15 protein-coding genes are annotated in these 16,789 nt (G+C 60.9%); 4 read left to right on the top strand and 11 right to left on the bottom strand.

All coding sequences use genetic code 11. The features are described from left to right. Positions 1-4: 4 nt before the first annotated feature. The 3 genes from AC1DNW_RS24985 to AC1DNW_RS24995 are packed head-to-tail and all read right to left on the bottom strand — an operon-like array spanning position 5 to position 2,666. Positions 5-745 carry an ABC transporter ATP-binding protein gene (locus AC1DNW_RS24985; RefSeq protein ID WP_477854660.1) on the bottom strand — a complete coding sequence of 247 codons (741 nt, stop codon included), beginning with the start codon at positions 743-745 and terminating at the stop codon, positions 5-7. Continuing rightward, complete coding sequence (locus AC1DNW_RS24990) at positions 721-1,599, bottom strand: ABC transporter permease (protein WP_477854661.1); 879 nt, start codon at positions 1,597-1,599, stop codon at positions 721-723. The genes AC1DNW_RS24985 and AC1DNW_RS24990 overlap by 25 nt, the downstream gene beginning before the upstream one ends. A 41-nt stretch (positions 1,600-1,640) precedes the next feature. Further along, on the bottom strand, positions 1,641-2,666 hold the full coding sequence (locus tag AC1DNW_RS24995; protein ID WP_477854662.1) for an ABC transporter substrate-binding protein: 1,026 nt from the start codon (positions 2,664-2,666) through the stop codon (positions 1,641-1,643). A 428-nt stretch (positions 2,667-3,094) separates the two neighbouring features. Between AC1DNW_RS24995 and AC1DNW_RS25000 the strand changes: the two genes are divergently transcribed. Next, positions 3,095-4,666 carry a diguanylate cyclase domain-containing protein gene (locus AC1DNW_RS25000; protein ID WP_477854663.1) on the top strand — a complete coding sequence of 524 codons (1,572 nt, stop codon included), beginning with the start codon at positions 3,095-3,097 and terminating at the stop codon, positions 4,664-4,666. Positions 4,667-4,684: 18 nt separating this feature from the next. On the opposite strand, the gene AC1DNW_RS25005 is transcribed toward AC1DNW_RS25000, so the two are convergent. Continuing rightward, complete coding sequence (locus AC1DNW_RS25005; protein ID WP_113296903.1) at positions 4,685-5,554, bottom strand: LysR substrate-binding domain-containing protein; 870 nt, start codon at positions 5,552-5,554, stop codon at positions 4,685-4,687. A gap of 144 nt (positions 5,555-5,698) precedes the next feature. On the opposite strand from AC1DNW_RS25005, the gene AC1DNW_RS25010 reads away from it, so the two are divergent. Continuing rightward, on the top strand, positions 5,699-6,556 hold the full coding sequence (locus AC1DNW_RS25010; protein ID WP_477854664.1) for an urea carboxylase-associated family protein: 858 nt from the start codon (positions 5,699-5,701) through the stop codon (positions 6,554-6,556). A gap of 35 nt (positions 6,557-6,591) precedes the next feature. On the opposite strand, the gene AC1DNW_RS25015 is transcribed toward AC1DNW_RS25010, so the two are convergent. Then, positions 6,592-7,857 carry a glycerate kinase type-2 family protein gene (locus AC1DNW_RS25015; protein WP_477854665.1) on the bottom strand — a complete coding sequence of 422 codons (1,266 nt, stop codon included), beginning with the start codon at positions 7,855-7,857 and terminating at the stop codon, positions 6,592-6,594. A 172-nt stretch (positions 7,858-8,029) separates the two neighbouring features. Between AC1DNW_RS25015 and AC1DNW_RS25020 the strand changes: the two genes are divergently transcribed. After that, positions 8,030-9,322, top strand: coding sequence for an MFS transporter (locus AC1DNW_RS25020; RefSeq protein WP_477854666.1), 1,293 nt, complete (start codon positions 8,030-8,032; stop codon positions 9,320-9,322). An 81-nt stretch (positions 9,323-9,403) separates the two neighbouring features. Here the strand turns inward: AC1DNW_RS25020 and AC1DNW_RS25025 are convergent, their stop codons facing one another. The 3 genes from AC1DNW_RS25025 to AC1DNW_RS25035 form a co-directional block, all read right to left on the bottom strand. Further along, entirely contained in the window at positions 9,404-10,864 is a 1,461-nt protein-coding gene (locus tag AC1DNW_RS25025; protein ID WP_477854667.1) for an MFS transporter, read from the bottom strand. A gap of 63 nt (positions 10,865-10,927) precedes the next feature. Next, the gene (locus tag AC1DNW_RS25030; RefSeq protein WP_477854668.1) at positions 10,928-11,764 is read right to left on the bottom strand and encodes an alpha/beta fold hydrolase; all 837 of its coding nucleotides are present in this window, start codon (positions 11,762-11,764) and stop codon (positions 10,928-10,930) included. A 13-nt stretch (positions 11,765-11,777) separates the two neighbouring features. After that, a complete protein-coding gene (locus AC1DNW_RS25035; RefSeq protein ID WP_477854669.1) occupies positions 11,778-12,938 on the bottom strand; it encodes an FAD-dependent monooxygenase in 1,161 nt (386 codons plus the stop codon). A 108-nt stretch (positions 12,939-13,046) separates the two neighbouring features. On the opposite strand from AC1DNW_RS25035, the gene AC1DNW_RS25040 reads away from it, so the two are divergent. Beyond that, positions 13,047-13,979 carry a LysR substrate-binding domain-containing protein gene (locus AC1DNW_RS25040; protein WP_113296896.1) on the top strand — a complete coding sequence of 311 codons (933 nt, stop codon included), beginning with the start codon at positions 13,047-13,049 and terminating at the stop codon, positions 13,977-13,979. Between the two features lie 5 nt (positions 13,980-13,984). Here AC1DNW_RS25040 and AC1DNW_RS25045 read toward each other — a convergent pair whose 3' ends face one another. From AC1DNW_RS25045 to AC1DNW_RS25055, 3 genes are all read right to left on the bottom strand, one after another. After that, entirely contained in the window at positions 13,985-14,797 is an 813-nt protein-coding gene (locus AC1DNW_RS25045; protein WP_113508185.1) for an inositol monophosphatase family protein, read from the bottom strand. 20 nt (positions 14,798-14,817) lie between these two features. Then, positions 14,818-15,858: a LacI family DNA-binding transcriptional regulator gene (locus AC1DNW_RS25050; protein ID WP_477854670.1), complete on the bottom strand. Its 1,041-nt coding sequence runs from the start codon at positions 15,856-15,858 to the stop codon at positions 14,818-14,820. A gap of 493 nt (positions 15,859-16,351) precedes the next feature. Beyond that, positions 16,352-16,657 (bottom strand): hypothetical protein, encoded by a 306-nt coding sequence (locus AC1DNW_RS25055; RefSeq protein ID WP_112546130.1) that lies wholly within the window; start codon positions 16,655-16,657, stop codon positions 16,352-16,354. Positions 16,658-16,789 lie beyond the last annotated feature (132 nt).

The raw sequence follows: 16,789 nt of genomic DNA on the forward strand, positions 1-16,789 counted from the left end.
GATTTCAGGCGGCGCGACGGCCGGGAACATCAACCCCGAGCCGGCTCAGAAGACGGGTTCGGATTTGCGCGAAACGCAGATCGCCGTGATCGCGCGGCGCCGGCAGGTCGATGCGCAGGTCCTCCACGAAACGGCCTTCGTCGAGAACAAGGATCCGGTCGGCGAGCGAGATCGCTTCATCGACATCGTGGGTTACGAGGAGAACGGCGGGACGATGCCTGGCGCAGAGTTCGCGCAACAGGTCGTGCATTTTCAGCCGGGTCAGCGCATCGAGAGCGCCGAACGGTTCGTCGGCCAGAAGCAGGGCCGGCTCCCGCACCAGCGAGCGGGCAAGCGCCACCCTCTGCTGTTCGCCGCCGGAAAGCTGGTTCGGCCACGCACTTTCCCGTCCTTCGAGACCCACTTCTGCCAGTGCTTTCCTGCCTGCTTCCTGTCCGGTATTGCCCGGCAGGCCGAGCGTGACGTTTTGGATGACTGTGCGCCAGGGCAGCAGACGGGCGTCCTGAAACACCACCGAGAGTTTTTCGGGTGTTTCTAGCGTGCCGGTTCCCTCGACCTCGTGGTCAAGGCCGGCAAGGGCGCGCAGGAAGGTGCTCTTGCCCGAGCCGCTTTTCCCTAGGAGGGCCACGAACTCGCCTTCTCCGATATCGAGATCCACGTCGTCGAGGATCGTCTTTGCGGCGAAGCGGCGGACGAGGTTTTCGACGTGGACAGCAGGTTTCAGTTGGCCAGGGTGCGGCGCCATGAGAGAGCCCTCCGTTCGATGAGGCGGACGAGACCGTCCGAGACGAGGCCAAGCAGCACATAGACCACGAGTCCGACGAGAATGACGTCGGTCTGGCCATAAGTGCGGGCGAGATCGATCATGTAGCCAAGGCCGCTGGTGGAGTTGATCTGTTCGACCACCACCAGCGAAACCCAGCAGAGAGTGACGGCAAAGCGCAGGCCGAGAAGGAAGCCGGGCAAGGCGCCGGGCAACACGACCTGGAAGATGAAATCCTTCTGGCTCATGCGCAACGTTTCGGCGAGTTCGACATAGCGGCTGTCGATGCTGCGCAGCGCACTATGCGTGTGGATGTAGATGGGGATGATGACGGCAAGCACGATGGTCGTCACCTTCATGCCTTCGCCGATCCCGAACCACAGGATGAAAAGCGGGATCAGCGCCAGCGTCGGGATGGCGCGCTTGATCTGGATCGGCCCATCGATCAGCGCCTCGCCGACACGGGAGAGGCCAGCAATGACCGCAAGGGCTGTGCCGATGACGAGGCCGATGCTGAGGCCGAGCAGCGCGCGGGTCGCAGAGGTCACGAAGTTATCCTGCAGGCGGCCTTCTGCGATCAGCCGTCCGAAGGCCTCTACGACCGTCCAGGGTGCCGAGAGAATGCGCGGGTCGATCCAGCCGAGTGCCGATCCGGCAACCCAGACCAGCACCAGCAAGGCCGGGCCGATCTGCAATCCGAAGGGTATCTCGCGTCCGGGCCCGAGCCTGCGGCGAGCGCGGGAGGCTGCGGGTTTTGCCGTGGGTGTTACGCCAGCGCTTTCACGCTGCGATATCCGTGATGTCTTGACGTTATCTGCGTCCCAAGTGGTTGCCATGCTTGCGATCTCCTCTCTTCGCTATGAAACGGCACGTGCGATCACTGGCTTCTCGTCAGAGCGCCTGCCGCGATTTTCTCGAAGCGATTGTCGAAGATTTGTTCGACGTCGAAGGGCTTGTAGCCAAGCTCGTCGGCCAAGAGGTTAATGGTTTCCTGGTGGCGCCTCTTCACGTCGGCCCATCTATCGGGGATCACCTGGGTGCCTGTGAGCTTGACGAGAAAATCGGCGTCTTCGCGGCTCAGGCCCTGCTGGCCGATGTAATATTCCTTGATCCAGATCTCCGGATTCTGATCGATCCATTCGGTTGCGCGCGCCCAGAGGCGGACATATTCGGCAAGGGCAGCTGCCTTTGCGGGATCGTCGAGAACCCATTGCGGTGCGTAGAGATGGGAGGGGTCGTCCCGCAGGCCGTGCTCGACGAGGCTCGCGCCGTCAGGGCCATACTGGGTGACGTAGCGGCGGATATTGACGCCACCGATCGGTGCAATATCGACCTGTTTGCTGGCGAGAGCCTTCGGATAGACGTCGCCCGTGCTCGGCAGCTCGACCAGCGTCGCGTCTTTCTTTGTCAGGCCTGCGGCATGCAGCGCACGAAGCACGAGTGTCCCCTGTGCCTGGCCGGGGCTGAAAGCGATGCGCTTGCCGCGGAAATCCGCCAGTGACTTGACGTCGACACCGGGTGCAATGCCGAAACGGTAGATCGGATTGGCAATCGGGTCTTTTCGTTCGCGATAGGCGATATTGCGGACGGGCAGGTTGTTCCAGGTGGCGAAGATCGACGGGATTTCGGCGACGGAACCAACATCGAGCGCATGCGCGCGGAAGGCTTCCGAGGTTTGTGGACCACCGCTGAGATTGGCCCATTTGACCTCGAAGGTGAGTTCCTTGATGAGGCCGGAAACCTCCAGAGCTTTCTGCGTGACCGGATCACCGATCGTCAGCACCGTTCCCGGCGGCACCTTGTCGAGCAGCGGTGCGCTCGTCTCGGCCGCCGCCACGTTGCCGAACATGCCGAGGGAGATGAGGCCGAGCACAGCCGTTCCCAATGTTTTTGCCAGTGTCATCGTTGATGTTTCCCGTTTCAGCTCGCAGTGTCAGGGAGCGATGACGGAAAGGGTGTCGAATTCTCTATGAAATCTATAGACTATTTATTCCTTTCGTTCGCCGGTTAATGAAAAATCCTACCAAGCGTAAAAGACATGGCGGATTCCCGTGTTGCTTGTCGAAGGCGGGGTGATTTTGGTCTCGGCGAGAAGACGCGGCCTGAAGTTGTGATCAGAGCGAAGTCACTGCAGTGAAGCGAATGCAATCGTCAAGCCGTTCGTCATGGAACCGTACAACCGGATCTTCTCTTAACTTTCTGGAAACCCTATCTTGCTTCGGAGGTGGCATGAAAATCTCCTGCTGCGAGACATGGTTACATTCCTTTACGTTCCGCTGTTAAAGTCACACCCGAAAGATCTGCTGCAGCGACTTTACGGTTGGGATAACGATGCTTGGTGCTGAGATCGTTGCATTCCTGGAGGCGTGTCCGATGGCGGTGCTCGTGCTCGACGCCGCTGGGCAGGTCATGTTTACCAACGCCCAAGCCGAACATCTCCTTGATCTCGAAGACCGGCTTGCCGGCGCCGATGTTGGCGAACTCATGCCGGAATGGCCGTTGTTGCCAGGCATCTCCACCGTATTCATCAGCGATCGTCTCGGTCAGCGTCGGCTATGTCGCGTACAGGTCTTGAGCTGGCCCACAGGCACGGAGACTGCAACGGCAGCTTTCCTCGAGCCTGTCGATGACGAGCCTCCGGCAGGCCATGCGGCACGCGAGGCCAATCTGCGCCTGCGCTATGTCATCGAAATGTTGCCGGAGGCGGTCTGTGTGTTCGACGCCAACGACCGCTATGTGCTCTGGAACCAGAAATATGCAGAGCTCTATGCCGACATAGCCGAGCACCTCAGACCTGGTGTCGCCTTTGAGGATATTTTGAGGACCAGCCTCGCCGGCGACGGGATGCGCGAACTTGTCGACGACAAGAAGGCTTGGCTCAGCGCCCGCATGCAGAAATTCCATCAGCCGGTTTCCCAGGACGAACAGCAGTTGCGGGACGGCCGATGGCTGCGCCATGACGACCGGCGCACGCCTGATGGAGGCGCGATCGGCATGCGCATCGATATTACTGGCCTCAAGCAGCGGGAGGACTGGCTTCGCCAATTGTTCGACGCCAATCCAATGCCGATGCTTTTGTGCGATGGCGATAGTCTCGCCATTCTGCAAGCCAATAGGGCAGCCGTTGATTTCTATGGAGTCCAGCCCGCGGTGCTGCAGTCTAAGCGGGCCTGCGACATGCATACCGATAGCGAGCTCCGGGCATTCGAGAAGGCCCTCCTTAATCTCGACGGTGACTGTGACGCCCGGACGATCTGGCGTCAGAAGACGAGCGACGGATTGGAGCGCCACGTGCTGATCTATATTCGGCTCCTGCACGAGGGATCCGAGCGCCGGCTGCTGCTCACCGTTGCTGATGTCAGCGACAGAATCCTTGCCGAAACTGAAGCCAATCGTCTGGCACATCACGACATTCTGACAGGCTTGCCCAACAGGATGCAATTCTACAAGGCACTCGGAAAAGCACTGGCATCGGATGAACGTGAAAATGTCGTTATCTGCTGCCTGGATCTGGATGGCTTTAAGCCCGTCAATGACACGTTTGGCCATGCTGCTGGCGATGAAGTACTGAAAAATGTCGCCCACAGGCTGGAAGTGCATGCGCCTGGCCATCTGGTCGCCCGCCTCGGGGGCGATGAATTCGCAATCCTGATGACGGGAGAACGGGTCGACGCAGTTGATCTGGCCGAGCGCTGCATCGCCGCCTTCGAGCAGCCCTTTGCTATCAATGGTCTTGCCATCCGCCTTGGCGTCAGCATCGGCATTGCTGCTGCTGAAGGGCTGGACGGCGAGGCCCTCATGCAGGAGGCGGACCGGGCGCTCTATCGTGCCAAGGCCGGCGGTCGCAATACCTGGCGCATGATGTCTGAGGATTTGCATATTCCAAAGCGAGCCAAGGCCTGATCGGTCCCGGCCGGATCGTCAGCCCTCGTCCTGTCTTGCCGCAAGCAGCCAATCCCGAAGCGTTTTTGCCTCGCGCGAGAGGCCTTTCGCCTCGATGAGCCAGTAGGCCTTGTCCGTATCGGACGCCCTCTCGAAGAGGGAAATGAGCGAACCCGCCGCGATCTCGTCTGCGATCAGCGCTGTCGGGCAAAGGCCGACACCCTGGCCACCGATCAACGAGCCGATCATGAGATTGAAGTCGGCAAAAACAGGTCCGAGCTTCGGTGCGGAATGGATGCCGGTGCCTGACAACCAGCGTGCCCAGGCATCGGTCGTCTCGTCGTGCAGGATTTCGCAACCAAGCAGGTCGGCAGGCGTATGAAAGGGACCATGTCGAGCGAGGAATTCCGCCGAGCAGGTTGGTCTGGTCTCGGCATCCAGGAGCTTGATGGCGCCGGAACTCGGCCGCATCCCGTGGCAGATCAGCAGGTCGGCGCCGGCCGCTTCCGGCGTCTTGGCATCGAGCGCATAGACGATGTTGATCCGGATATCAGGATAAGCAATTCTCAGCCTCGGCAGCTGCGGAATGAGCCATCGCACCGCCATGGAGGGAATGCACGCAACGCTGACAGGACGGCTGTTCGCCTCCAGCCGTAATTGCCCGGCGGCGATTTCGATATGCGCCAATGCATGCGTGACGGCTGCGCCGAATTCCCTGCCGGCGGCTGTCAGCGTCACGCCGCGGCTATGGCGCAAAAACAAGGGAACACAAAGCCAGTTCTCTATCGCCCTCACATGCTGGCTGATGCCGGCGGGCTTCAGGTTTAATTCGGCAGCTGCCCTGACGAAGCTTTCATGACGTGCGGCGGCTTCGAATGCCCGCAATGATGCGATGGGAAGGTTTCTCATGTGAGATGGCTAAGCAAAACTTGCCCATTGAGCAAGAAACATCTCGGTTGCCCCATGGTGCAACCGCGCTAAGAGTGCTCGTCGACTTATCGCGTGTCGCGGGGCAGAGCACCCGAAGATCGCCAGCCGAGCGGAAACAACAAGATGTCGAAGCAGTCCATGATGCCAAGCCCTTCTGATGCAGCCGAGCGACGTTCAGCGCCGCCCGTGGTCGTCTATCCCGTAGAAACGCTTCCCTCCGCCGATCTCGAGCTGCTTGCGGCCGCCCGCCAAACGCTGACGAAGGTCACGGAGGTGATCGTGCCGCCGCGCGAAGCAGGCAGCTTCCACGTTGCGCAGGGGCATTTCTTCCGCATCGTCAGCATGGAGGGCCCTCAGGTCGGCGATCTCAATCTGTGGAATGCCGGCGATCTCACCGAACGTTTTTTCAGCGGCAAGACGCGGGCCTTGCACGCCACCCATGTTGGCATTGGTGATCGTCTCTGGAGCACGCTGCCATATCTGCGTCCCATGGCAACCATCACCTACGACAGCCTTGGCTGGTACGGCTGGGACGATGATGGCGCCGGCGTTCACGATGTCATCGGAACACGCTGCGATCCCTATACCAACCGGTTGCTGGAAGGTGGCGATTATCATCACTGCTGCCATTCGAACCTGACACGGGCGCTTGCCGCCGACTGCGGCATACCGATCGAGCAGGCCGAGATGCATGTCCATGACGTGCTGAATGTCTTCATGTGCACCGGCTTCACCAGGGATACACATCAGTATTTCATGAAGGCCAGCCCTGTGCGTCCGGGAGACTTCATCKAATTCTTTGCTGAGATCGATCTTCTCGGTGCCCTGTCTGCCTGTCCGGGAGGCGATTGTAGCGCAAGTCATTCCAGTGATGCGGCCGCCTGCTATCCTTTGAAAGTCGAGGTATGGAAGCCCGATCCCGCGACGCTCGCCAACTGGACGCCGCCGGAGCCCAATCCCTATCCGAGAACGCATCGGTAAAGCGGTGAACCGCACGGGCTTTCGTGGACGAGCGGTCAGACGATCAGGATTGCCCTGAAGTCGTTGACATTGGTGCCGGTCGGGCCGGTTTCGAACAGGTCGCCAATGGCCGTGAAGCCGGAATAGCTGTCATTGCCGTCAAGCACGCGGCGCGGGTCGAGGCCGGCTGCGCGCAATCTCTTGACCGTGCCACCATCCGAGAATGCGCCGGCATTGTCTTCCGAACCGTCGATGCCATCGGTATCGGCGGCAAGCACGTGAATGGCGTCATGCCCGTCGATTGCCAATGCGAGTGCGAGCGCGAATTCGCCGTTGCGGCCGCCTTTGCCGCCCCTGACGCGCAGCGTCACCGTCGTCTCGCCGCCGGAGAGGATGACGACAGGCTTGGTGAAAGGCCGGTCGCGACCGGCTACCTCGCGGGCGATCGCCGCATGCACCTGTGCCACGTCGCGCGATTCCCCTTCGACGGAATCCGACAGGATTGCCGGCGTTATACCCTCAGAACGGGCCAGTTCGGCGGCCGCTTCGAGCGACACGCCGGCCGAGGCGATGATGTGATGTTCATGACGGGCAAAGACCGGATCGTTCGGGTGCGGCGCATCGGCCTTGGGGGAGTTCAGATGATCGATCGCCGCCTGGGGCAATTTAAGGCTGTATTGCTTGATGATTTGAAGCGCGTCGTGACGGGTCGAGCCGTCAGGAACGGTTGGGCCCGAGGCGACATGGGCCGGGTTGTCGCCGGGAATATCCGAGACGATCAGGCTGACGACGCGGGCTTTGGTCGCAGCGGCGAGCCGGCCGCCCTTGATGGTGGAAAGATGCTTGCGCACGACGTTCATGGCAGAGATCGGTGCGCCGGAGGCGAGCAGCAGCTCGTTGAGCAGGATCTCGTCCTGCAGCGTCAGGCCCTCGGGCGGGGAGGGCAGGAGCGCCGAGCCGCCGCCGCAGATCAGGGCGATGACGAGATCGTTTTCGCCAAGACCGGCGACTGCTTCCATCAGGCGTTTACTGGCAGCAAGACCGGCGGCATCGGGAACCGGATGGGCGGCTTCGATGATGTCGATATTCTGTGTTTCACAGCCGTAGCCGTAGCGGGTGACGACCACGCCTTCGAGCGGGCCGTCCCACACGCTTTCCAGTGCGCGCGCCATCTGCGCAGCACCCTTGCCGGCGMCGATCACAACCGTCTTGCCGCCAGGCTTTTCCGGCAGATGCGCCTTGATGCCGGTCACCGGATCGGCGGCGCGAACGGCCGCGGAAAACAGGCTGGTGAGAAACTCGCGGGGAGAGGACAGGGCCATGATGATCTCTCTTGAGATACGACAGGAGGGGAAGCTTACCGCTACCCTACGCTTGGACTGACGGCATATGGATTGTCAATCTCGAAGGCAACTATCCTCTCGGTGCGATTGATAATCGTCCGGCCGCGCTATCTATTCGGGGGAAAAGCAACAATCATTTGGAGAATTTGCAATGGTCAACGAACAGCAGTTGATCTCGAAGATTACCTGGCGCCTCATGCCATTCCTCGGAATCCTTTACCTCATTGCCTATATCGATCGTCAAAACGTGAGTTTCGCCAAGCTGGAAATGGTCGATGCGCTCGGTATGAGCGAATATGCCTACGGCCTTGGCGCCTCGCTCTTTTTCATCGGCTATTTCCTTTTCGAAGTGCCGAGCAACCTGTTTCTCGACAGGTTCGGCGCACGCGTCTGGTTCGCGCGCATCCTGGTCTCCTGGGGTATCGTCACCATCCTGCTCTCCTATACGCAGAACGCGACGATGTTCTATATCTTGCGCTTCCTGCTCGGCGTCTGCGAGGCGGGCTTCTTTCCGGGCGTCCTCTACCTTCTGACACTCTGGTTCCCTTCGGATTATCGCGGCCGCATGGTGGGGCTCTTCATGATCTTCAGCGCGCTTGCCAATGCCGTCGGAGCGCCGGTCGGCGGCATGCTGCTCGATCTTGACGGCTTCCTTGGCCATGCCGGCTGGCAATGGGTGTTCCTGGCAACCGGCATTCCGGCCGTCATCGCCGGTATCGTCACCTTCTTCTATCTCTATGACCGGCCCGAAAGTGCAAGTTTCCTCAGTGACGAGGAGAAGGGCTGGCTCGCAAACCGGCTTGCATCCGAAAATTCCGGCATGGACCACAATGCCGGAAACGGCTTCAAGGCGCTTGTCGATCCCCGCGTCCTGTTGATGGCGCTCTGCTACATCGCCTTTCCGCTCGCAGCTTACGGCCTCAGCTACTGGTTGCCGACCATCGTGAAGTCATTCGGTGTCAGCAACACGGTAAACGGCTTCATCAACATCATCCCGTGGATACTGGTCGCGATTGCACTCTGGGCGGTGCCGGCTGCTGCCGACAAAGTGAAGGTGAAGACGCCCTATATCGTCATCCCTGCCTTCATTGGGGCGGCTTGCCTGCTGCTCTCCGCGCTCGTGCCGAACAACACGGTGCAGTTCATATTCCTCTGCATTGCCGCAGCCGGCATCTTCGCGCCGCAGCCGGTCTTCTGGAGCCTTCCGTCACGCTTCCTGAAGGGGGCTGGGGCTGCGGCCGGCCTCGCCGCCATCAATTCCGTCGGCAATCTTGGCGGCTTCGTCGCCCAGAACGTCGTGCCCTGGATCAAGGATGCGACTGGAAGCACGATTGCGCCGATGTTCTTCCTGTCAGTCTGCCTTGCCGTCGGCGCGCTGCTCGTCTTTGTCGTTGCCACGGTGATAGCACGCAAGGAGCATGACGCTGTACCACGCGGCGCCTGAAAGCCTTTAAATATCGAAGTCCCGGCACGTTTGTGCCGGGACTTCTCTCCACGGAGCGTGCAGGGCACGGGGTGACGGCACCTAGGAGGATATTTCCTCGAGCTTGCGTCCACCGGTCTCGATCATCTGCGTTGCGGCCAGCGCGCCGATGACGGCGACGATCCCGAACATGATGAAGACCGAATTGATGCCCTGGGCGCCGACCATGTAGCCGACCGTCATCGGACCGACGGCTGAGGCGATGCGCAGCCATGATGTGGCAAGACCCGTTCCGACCGCACGCATGCGCGTCGGATAGATTTCCGGCGTATAGAGATAGAGCACGGCATTGACGGAACCGACGACGCCGTAAGCAAGCGTCGCAAGTAGAATGAGTGACCAGAGACTGTTTGCCCCGCCGGCGGCGAGCGCTGCCAGCAGAACCGCGCCGACGAGGAAGGAAACGACGGCCCAGGTGCGCCTTCCGATGCGGTCGATGCAGAAGGCGCAGGCAAGCAGGATGACGACCTGGGCGACATTGGTCATCGAGGCTGCTCGCAGCGCACTCCCGAGTTCCAGCGAATAGACGGTGTGATAGAGTGTCGGCATCCAGTTGTTCAGGCTGTTGGCGACAAAGAACGAACTTGCCCAGAGGATCCAGGCGACGATAGTGCGCACACGGAAGGTCGGTGACAACAGTTCCCGCCAGCGGCTGCGTGGCCGCGGTGCGGCGGCCTGGCTCTGACCGCCGAGCGCCAGTGTGGCTTCGTTATAGGCGCGGTCGTCGAAGGAATAGCCGGAATCCTTGCGCCGCGCACTTTCCTCGGCCTGGCGGATCACCTTTTCGGCTTCGTCGAGCCGGCCCTGGCCGATCAGCCAGCGCGGCGATTCCGGCAGGCGGTACAGCAGATAGGCAATCAGCAGGCCGGGAATCCCGCCAAGCAGGAAGAGCGATTTCCAGCCGAAGACCGGCACGATCAACGTGCCGACCTGCCCCGTCACCATCAACCCGATCGGGAAGATCAGCTCGTAGAGCATGAAGTTGCGTCCGCGACCCTTGGCGCGCAAAAGCTCGCTGATATAGGTGGCAGCGACGGGCATTTCGCCGCCAACCCCGATACCCTGGATCAGTCGGCAAATGAACAGCATCCGGAAATCGCCGACCAATATGCAGGCCAGACTCATGACCGACATGAGCGCGGTCGCGGATGCTGCCATGTGAACGCGGCCGAACGTCTCTGCAAGCCGGCTGAAGAGCAGCGCGCCGACGAGCTGGCCGATATAACTTGCCGCGATCATCCAGCCGATCTCGGCCGGCGTCAACGCCCAAAGCTTGATCAGGATCGGCAGGACAAAGGCAAGCGAAAGCGCATCGAAGGCATCGAGAAAAGTGGCGCTGCCCATGACGATACGCGCCCGGCGATGCCAGGACGTAAAGGGGATCGCTTCGAAACGCGCGGTCAAGACCGCTGCGCGGCCTGGCAATCGCATCTGCTGCGGGCCGTCTTGCGAGACTTCGCCTGCAGCCGAGCCAGCGACCAGTATGCTATTGTTATCGTGCATATCATCCTCCCAGATCGGCACGGTTAAACAGGCTGGCGGCGCCTCCTTGCCGCCAGCTTCGCCCTATTTGGCGGCAGCTTCAATCATCATGCCGATCGCATCCGCGATGACATCGCTGCATTCTATCGGCGTCAGATGCCGGGCGCCTGGCAGGATCGTCAGGGACGCCCCCGGGATCGCCTCTGCAAGCTGGCGCGCGCTCTCGACGGGGGTTGCATAGTCCTCTTCGCCGACAATGACGGAGACCGGGAAATGGAAGCCGGGAAGGGCGCTGCGAAGGTCGGCATCGCCGAGCATGATGCAGGTCGCTTCATAGGCATCGAGATCGTTGCGGACAAAGATCTCCATCATCTCCCGGATCTTGACGGGGTTTTGCGCCCTGAATCCGTCTCCGAACCAGCGGGTCGCCTGGAAGGCCGCCATCGAGGCGAGGCCTTCGGTCCTCGCTTTTTGAGCCCGCGCCCGCCATTCCTGCGGGGCCTTTTCTCCATACCAAGCGGTAGTATCGATGAGGATCATCGCAGAAACCCGTTCCGGGTGATGGGCGGCGAAGGCCTGCGTGATACAGCCGCCCATGGAACAGCCCGCAACCACCACTTGGTCCCAGCCGGCCTTGTCGAGAACCTCGGCAGCGTCGTCGGCGAAGCGCTCGATTGCGTTGGAAAGGGGGGCACGGCTACTCCAGCCATGCCCCCGGCAGTCGATACAGATTATCTCGGCCTGTCCTTCCAGTCTGGAGACGACATCCGTCCAGATGCTGCCATCAAGGGCAAGCGAATGGATCAGCAGCAGGCGCGGCTTTCCCGGCGTGCCGTACCGCCGGAAGGCGATGGTTGCGCCATCCGAGACGGTCACGAACTCATAGTGACCGTCCATTGCGCGGGTTTCTTGCTTCAGCATCTTGCCGTTCCGATCAGCCGGCCATTGCCAGGTCATTTTCGCCGACCAGCGGCACGTTCCAGGCGTCATAGCCGTAGAGCCATGTCGTATCTTCGTTGCCACCCGACATCCATGTATTGGCGCTGGAGATCGCCTGGATGCGAGACGTGCGCGGCTTGCGGTTTGCCTCGTAGCGGCGGAAGGCGCCTTCGATGTCGTCATTGTCGACGGCCTCGAGGCAGCGAGCCAGCACGGCGGCATCCTCGATGGAGGTTGCGGCACCCTGGGCCATATAGGGCGTCATCGGATGGCAGGCGTCGCCCAGAAGCGCAACGCGGCCATCGCTCCAGCGTGGCAGCGGTTCGCGTTCGAGAATTGCCCATTTATGGCAATCCGGGCAGGCGTTGAGCACCATCTGAACTTCCGGATGGAAGCCTTCATAGGCGGCGCGCAACTCCTTGACGTCGCCCTTTGACGACCAGGATTCGGTTGTCATCCAGTCGGCCGACTCGGGAACACTGGTGACGAAGTAGAGCGAGCTCCGGTCTGCTGCCGTATAGTAGATGACGATGTGCCGGTCGAGGCCCCACCACTTTGTTCTGGAGGGTGCAATCGTGCCACCGTTCATCAGGCTGGCATCGAAGACTGCGCGATAGGCGATGCGTCCCTTGTGGAGCGGCGCGTCGGGACCGACGATGGTCTCGCGCACCACCGAGTGAACGCCATCTGCGGCAATGACCGCATCCGCTTCGACCTTCGTGCCGTCGGCGAAAGAAAGGCTGACGCCGCCGTTTTTCTGATCGAGGCCGATGAGCTTCTTGCCGAGATGAACGATCTCGGGCGGAAGCACTGAATAAAGCGCCTCATGCAAGTCGGCGCGATGCATGCAGAGGAACGGCGCGCCATAAAGATCTTCCGGCATCGGCAGCTCGCGCTTGATCTCGCCGGTGTCCCAGACGCGGTTGAGGTGGGAATAGGGTTCGAAGGCAATCTTCTTGAGGCGATCCAGCACGCCGATGCCGCGCAGGACATGCGATGAATTCGGCAGCATCTGAATGCCGGCGCYGACGCGCGCAAATTTCGGCGCCTGCTCGTAAACCTGGACATCTATGCCGACCTTGCGCAGTGTCGCCGCTGCGGCAAGGCCGCCCATTCCGGCACCAATGATTGCGATTTTCGGTTTGCTCTTGGCCATGTCGTCTCCTCCGTGTCGGTCAAGTTGGGACGAGCCTAGAGGCGTGACATGTGCATGTAAAATATTTATATTGTTCAACACTTAAACTCAAAAAGTTCTAGGCTATCGATGGAACTCAGGCATCTCAGATATTTCGTGGCCGTCGCGGAGGAGGGGAGCTTCAACCGCGCCGCCGAGCGCCTGCACATCCAGCAGCCGCCTCTCGGCCAGCAGATCAGGGATCTCGAATATGAGCTCGGCGTCTCGCTGTTCGACCGGTCTCCCCGCCGGGTCGCCCTGAACAGTGCGGGCGAACTGTTCCTGCAGGAGGCACGCGATATCCTTCGGCGGTCGCAGTTGGCGGTCGACAATGTGCGCCGCTTCAGCAAAGGCGAAAGCGGCCGGCTGTCGGTCGGCTTCACCAGCTCGGCCTCGCTGCATGTGCTTGCGCCGCAATTCCTCCAGCAGTTCCGCCGCGCCTTTCCGCTTGCCGAGATCGTGGTCGAGGAGAGCGAGACCTATGAGCTAATCCTTGCCCTTCAGCAGCAGCGCGTCGATGTCGCGCTGCTGCATATCGATGCGAAGCGCTTTCCGGAGCTGACGGCACGGGCTCTCTCGGAAGAGGACATGCTGGTCGCTATCCCGCGCGGCCACCCCTACGCCGAGGCGGAGGGTGAACCGCTGACGCTCGGTATGCTCCACGATGTTGATATGGTCGTCTATCGACGCACGGATGGACCCGGGATCTTCGAGCGCCTGATGGAAACTTTCCGCACAGCCGGTGTTACACCGCGGATCGTCGATGAGGTCTCGCGAATCATCGCTGCCATCAATCTGGTGGCCGGCGGGCGCGGTCTGACTGTCGTGCCGGCATCGATGCGGGTGCTGCACCGGGAATCGGTCGTCTATCGGCCGCTCTTTCCGGGCGATCTGCCGCCGCTACCGCTTTATGTCGCCCACCGCGCCGACGCGCGCCTTGCGCTCATCCGCAATTTCGTCGATCTGACGGAGAGGATCGCATCAAGTTCATCCCCGACCAGCGAGGCTGGGCGAACAACCTAGTAGGTTTAGGCCAATTCATCCTGCAGAGAACGGCCGACGAGCGTCAGGAGATCGTCCCTTACCCCGGGCGCTGCGGCGATGACCGGGCCGCCGGTCAAAAGTGTGCCCTTGCCGGGGAAGGCTTCGGTCCAGCCGCCGGCTTCACGGATCATCAATAGCCCGGCCATGCAGTCCCAGGCGTTGATATGCGGTTCGTAATAGCCGGCGAGCCGGCCGCAGGCGACCTGTGCCAGCATCAGTGCGCCGGAGCCATTGCGGATGAACATGCCACCGGCTTCCAGCAGCAGGTGGATGAAGATCGAGACCTGCTTCAGCGGGATGCGGAAATTGGCGCCGACGCCGAGAAGGCCGGTACCAATCACCGTCGCCTTGTCGATGCTGATCGCATTACCATTCAGGAAGGCGCCTTCGCCTTTCTTCGCCACGAAGAGATCGCCTGTCGTCGGCTGGCAGATAAGGCCGAGCACAGTCTCATCAGCCTTCATGACGGCAATCGAGATGCACCACTGGTCGATGCCATGCACGAAGCAGCTCGTGCCGTCGATCGGATCGACGACCCAGAGATAGCCCGAGGGACCGTCCGCCAGCCCTTCCTCTTCACCGAGCACGCCGTCATCCGGGAAGGCGGCGGTTATGCGGTCGCGGATCATCGCCTCTACGGCCTTATCGGCCTGGCTCACCACATCCTGGCCGTTCAGCTTATGGCCGGTTTCGAGCGAGGCGAGATCGGAGAAGTAGGAGAGCGCCTTTCCGGCCGCATCGAGGATCACGTCTTTGGCAAGCACGAAGCGGGCATCATCAGGAAATTCGCAATGCATGGGAATCTTTCGGACAGGAATCAGGGCCTGAAGCTCTGGCGGATGACGAGCTCAGGAATGACGCGTTCATACCCCGGCGGCAAGTCCGGATTTTCGAGGCGGCGCTCCATCAGTTCGACGGCACGCAGCGCCATGACGAGCGGATCCTGGCGGAAGGTCGTCAGCTGGTAGCTCAGCCAGGATGCCTCTGGAACATCGTCGAAGCCGATGATGGCGACATCCTCGGGAATGCGCAGTTTCACCTCCTGCCGCACGTAGTCCATAAGCCCGAAGGCGATCTGGTCGTTGGCGCAGTAGACGGCATCAGGGTGCACGGATTTCGAAAACAGGGCGCGGCCGGCGGTAATGCCGCTCTCATAATCCGAATCCGCGCCGCGGCCGATGAACACATCCGCACCCAGACCTTCTGCCGTCGACAGGAAGGCGCTTTCACGCTCGATGATGCTCGGTGTGCCGGTGTTGGAGCCGGCGACTGCCAGGCGGCGTCGTCCAGCTTCGAAGAAAACCGTTGCTGCCTTCCGGGAGGCCTCCGAGTTACCCGCGCGCACGTGGTCGGCATCCGGTTCGGAACGGCCGATGACCACAAGCGGCTGGCCGTTGCGCTGGGCAAGTTCGAAGAAGCTTGCTGGCGGCGAACCGGAGAGGATGATGATCGCTTCGGCACGGTGACCGATCAGCATCTTCTGGGCGGCCAGCAGTTCGTCCTCCGTCTGGCCGGTATTGATGAGGATTGKAATGCTGCCGCGCTGGATCAGGAATTTGGCGAGGGCGGCGGCGAGATGCGCGCGGAAGCCGACTTCCGGCTTGGTGGCGACGATACCGACGAGGCGGCTCTGATTGGCCAGCACGCCGCGCGCAAGATCGTTGACGTGGTAGCCGAGTTCCTCAGCCGCGCGCAGGACCTTCTCGCGCGTCGCCGGCGCAACGCTTGCTCCCGGCGTAAAGGTGCGCGATACGGCCGAACGGGAAACGCCGGCAAGTTGCGCCACCTGTTCGGCGCTCACGAAGCGCATACGCTCCTTCTTCGGCGTCTTGACGTCGTTCACCGGACCATCAGTCATCGGTTTTCCCTCAATGTCTCACGCACGACAACTTCCGCCTTCTGAAACCGCTCAACAACGGTCAGCATTGAAAACCAGCGCTGGATGAGCCGCCGAAGGACGGGTGATGAGATTCGGCAATCCCCGCCGGCACATATATAGAGAGCGATGGTAGCAAGTTGACATGGGTCGCGGAGCGGGTTGCAACGTTCTGCCGTTTCAGGAAATCGTCCCGGTTCATTTCTCTGCCGTTGCATTGGTGCAATCATGTCGCACAGCCATGCAATTGCCCAGGCCGACACCTAACGGCGGTTCTTTGCAGGCAAATGACAGATGAGGATTTTTCGCTTGGCTGGAATGGTTCGCAGCTGATGTCGCTGGCAGCTCTTGTCAATTGCTGGAAAAGTACGGCCGGGACTGCAGCTGCAATCCCGGCCGAAGGGGCGAGAGGCAGCGGCGATAACCAAGGATCAGGTCAACGCCGCTTTAATGCATCAGGCGCTTCTCGAAGCCACTAGTCGCAGACCCGTACGGTTTCGGTATGATAGCCGCCATCATAGCGGTTGCGGACGTCACGATCCTCGTACCAGCACCTCGGTGGCGGTGGGCCTGCATCATAATAACGGGGGCCGTCGACATAGCGGGGACCGCTGTTGACGATGGCGCCGCCGATCAGACCACCGACGACACCCGCTGCCAGTCCGCCGGCAATGGCACGGCCGGTGTTGTCGTGGTGATGATGGTCGCGTGCGGCAGCAGGCTGAATAGCCGAGCCCACAAGGGCCGTCGCAATCAACAGACTGCTAACAATTCTCTTCATAACATTCTCCTTAGTCGCAAATCGCCCCTATAGAACATAAAATGCTCCACGGGGGCGTTTGTTCGTTCAAATCTTGCACCTTTTGAGGCAAGCCCCCCGGAAACGGCGCGTAGGGCCTCAATTTATGTTTTG

Source organism: Rhizobium sp. 05L429 (genome assembly GCF_056397645.1).

Excerpts from the sequence above, each read along its gene's own strand:
- AC1DNW_RS25055 (WP_112546130.1), bottom strand. The coding sequence starts at position 16,657 with ATGAAGAGAATTGTTAGCAGTCTGTTGATTGCGACGGCCCTTGTGGGC.
- AC1DNW_RS25005 (WP_113296903.1), bottom strand. The coding sequence starts at position 5,554 with ATGAGAAACCTTCCCATCGCATCATTGCGGGCATTCGAAGCCGCCGCA.
- AC1DNW_RS24985 (WP_477854660.1), bottom strand. The coding sequence starts at position 745 with ATGGCGCCGCACCCTGGCCAACTGAAACCTGCTGTCCACGTCGAAAAC.
- AC1DNW_RS25000 (WP_477854663.1), top strand. The coding sequence starts at position 3,095 with ATGCTTGGTGCTGAGATCGTTGCATTCCTGGAGGCGTGTCCGATGGCG.
- AC1DNW_RS24990 (WP_477854661.1), bottom strand. The coding sequence starts at position 1,599 with ATGGCAACCACTTGGGACGCAGATAACGTCAAGACATCACGGATATCG.
- AC1DNW_RS24995 (WP_477854662.1), bottom strand. The coding sequence starts at position 2,666 with ATGACACTGGCAAAAACATTGGGAACGGCTGTGCTCGGCCTCATCTCC.
- AC1DNW_RS25045 (WP_113508185.1), bottom strand. The coding sequence starts at position 14,797 with ATGCATTGCGAATTTCCTGATGATGCCCGCTTCGTGCTTGCCAAAGAC.
- AC1DNW_RS25025 (WP_477854667.1), bottom strand. The coding sequence starts at position 10,864 with ATGCACGATAACAATAGCATACTGGTCGCTGGCTCGGCTGCAGGCGAA.
- AC1DNW_RS25030 (WP_477854668.1), bottom strand. The coding sequence starts at position 11,764 with ATGCTGAAGCAAGAAACCCGCGCAATGGACGGTCACTATGAGTTCGTG.
- AC1DNW_RS25040 (WP_113296896.1), top strand. The coding sequence starts at position 13,047 with ATGGAACTCAGGCATCTCAGATATTTCGTGGCCGTCGCGGAGGAGGGG.
- AC1DNW_RS25020 (WP_477854666.1), top strand. The coding sequence starts at position 8,030 with ATGGTCAACGAACAGCAGTTGATCTCGAAGATTACCTGGCGCCTCATG.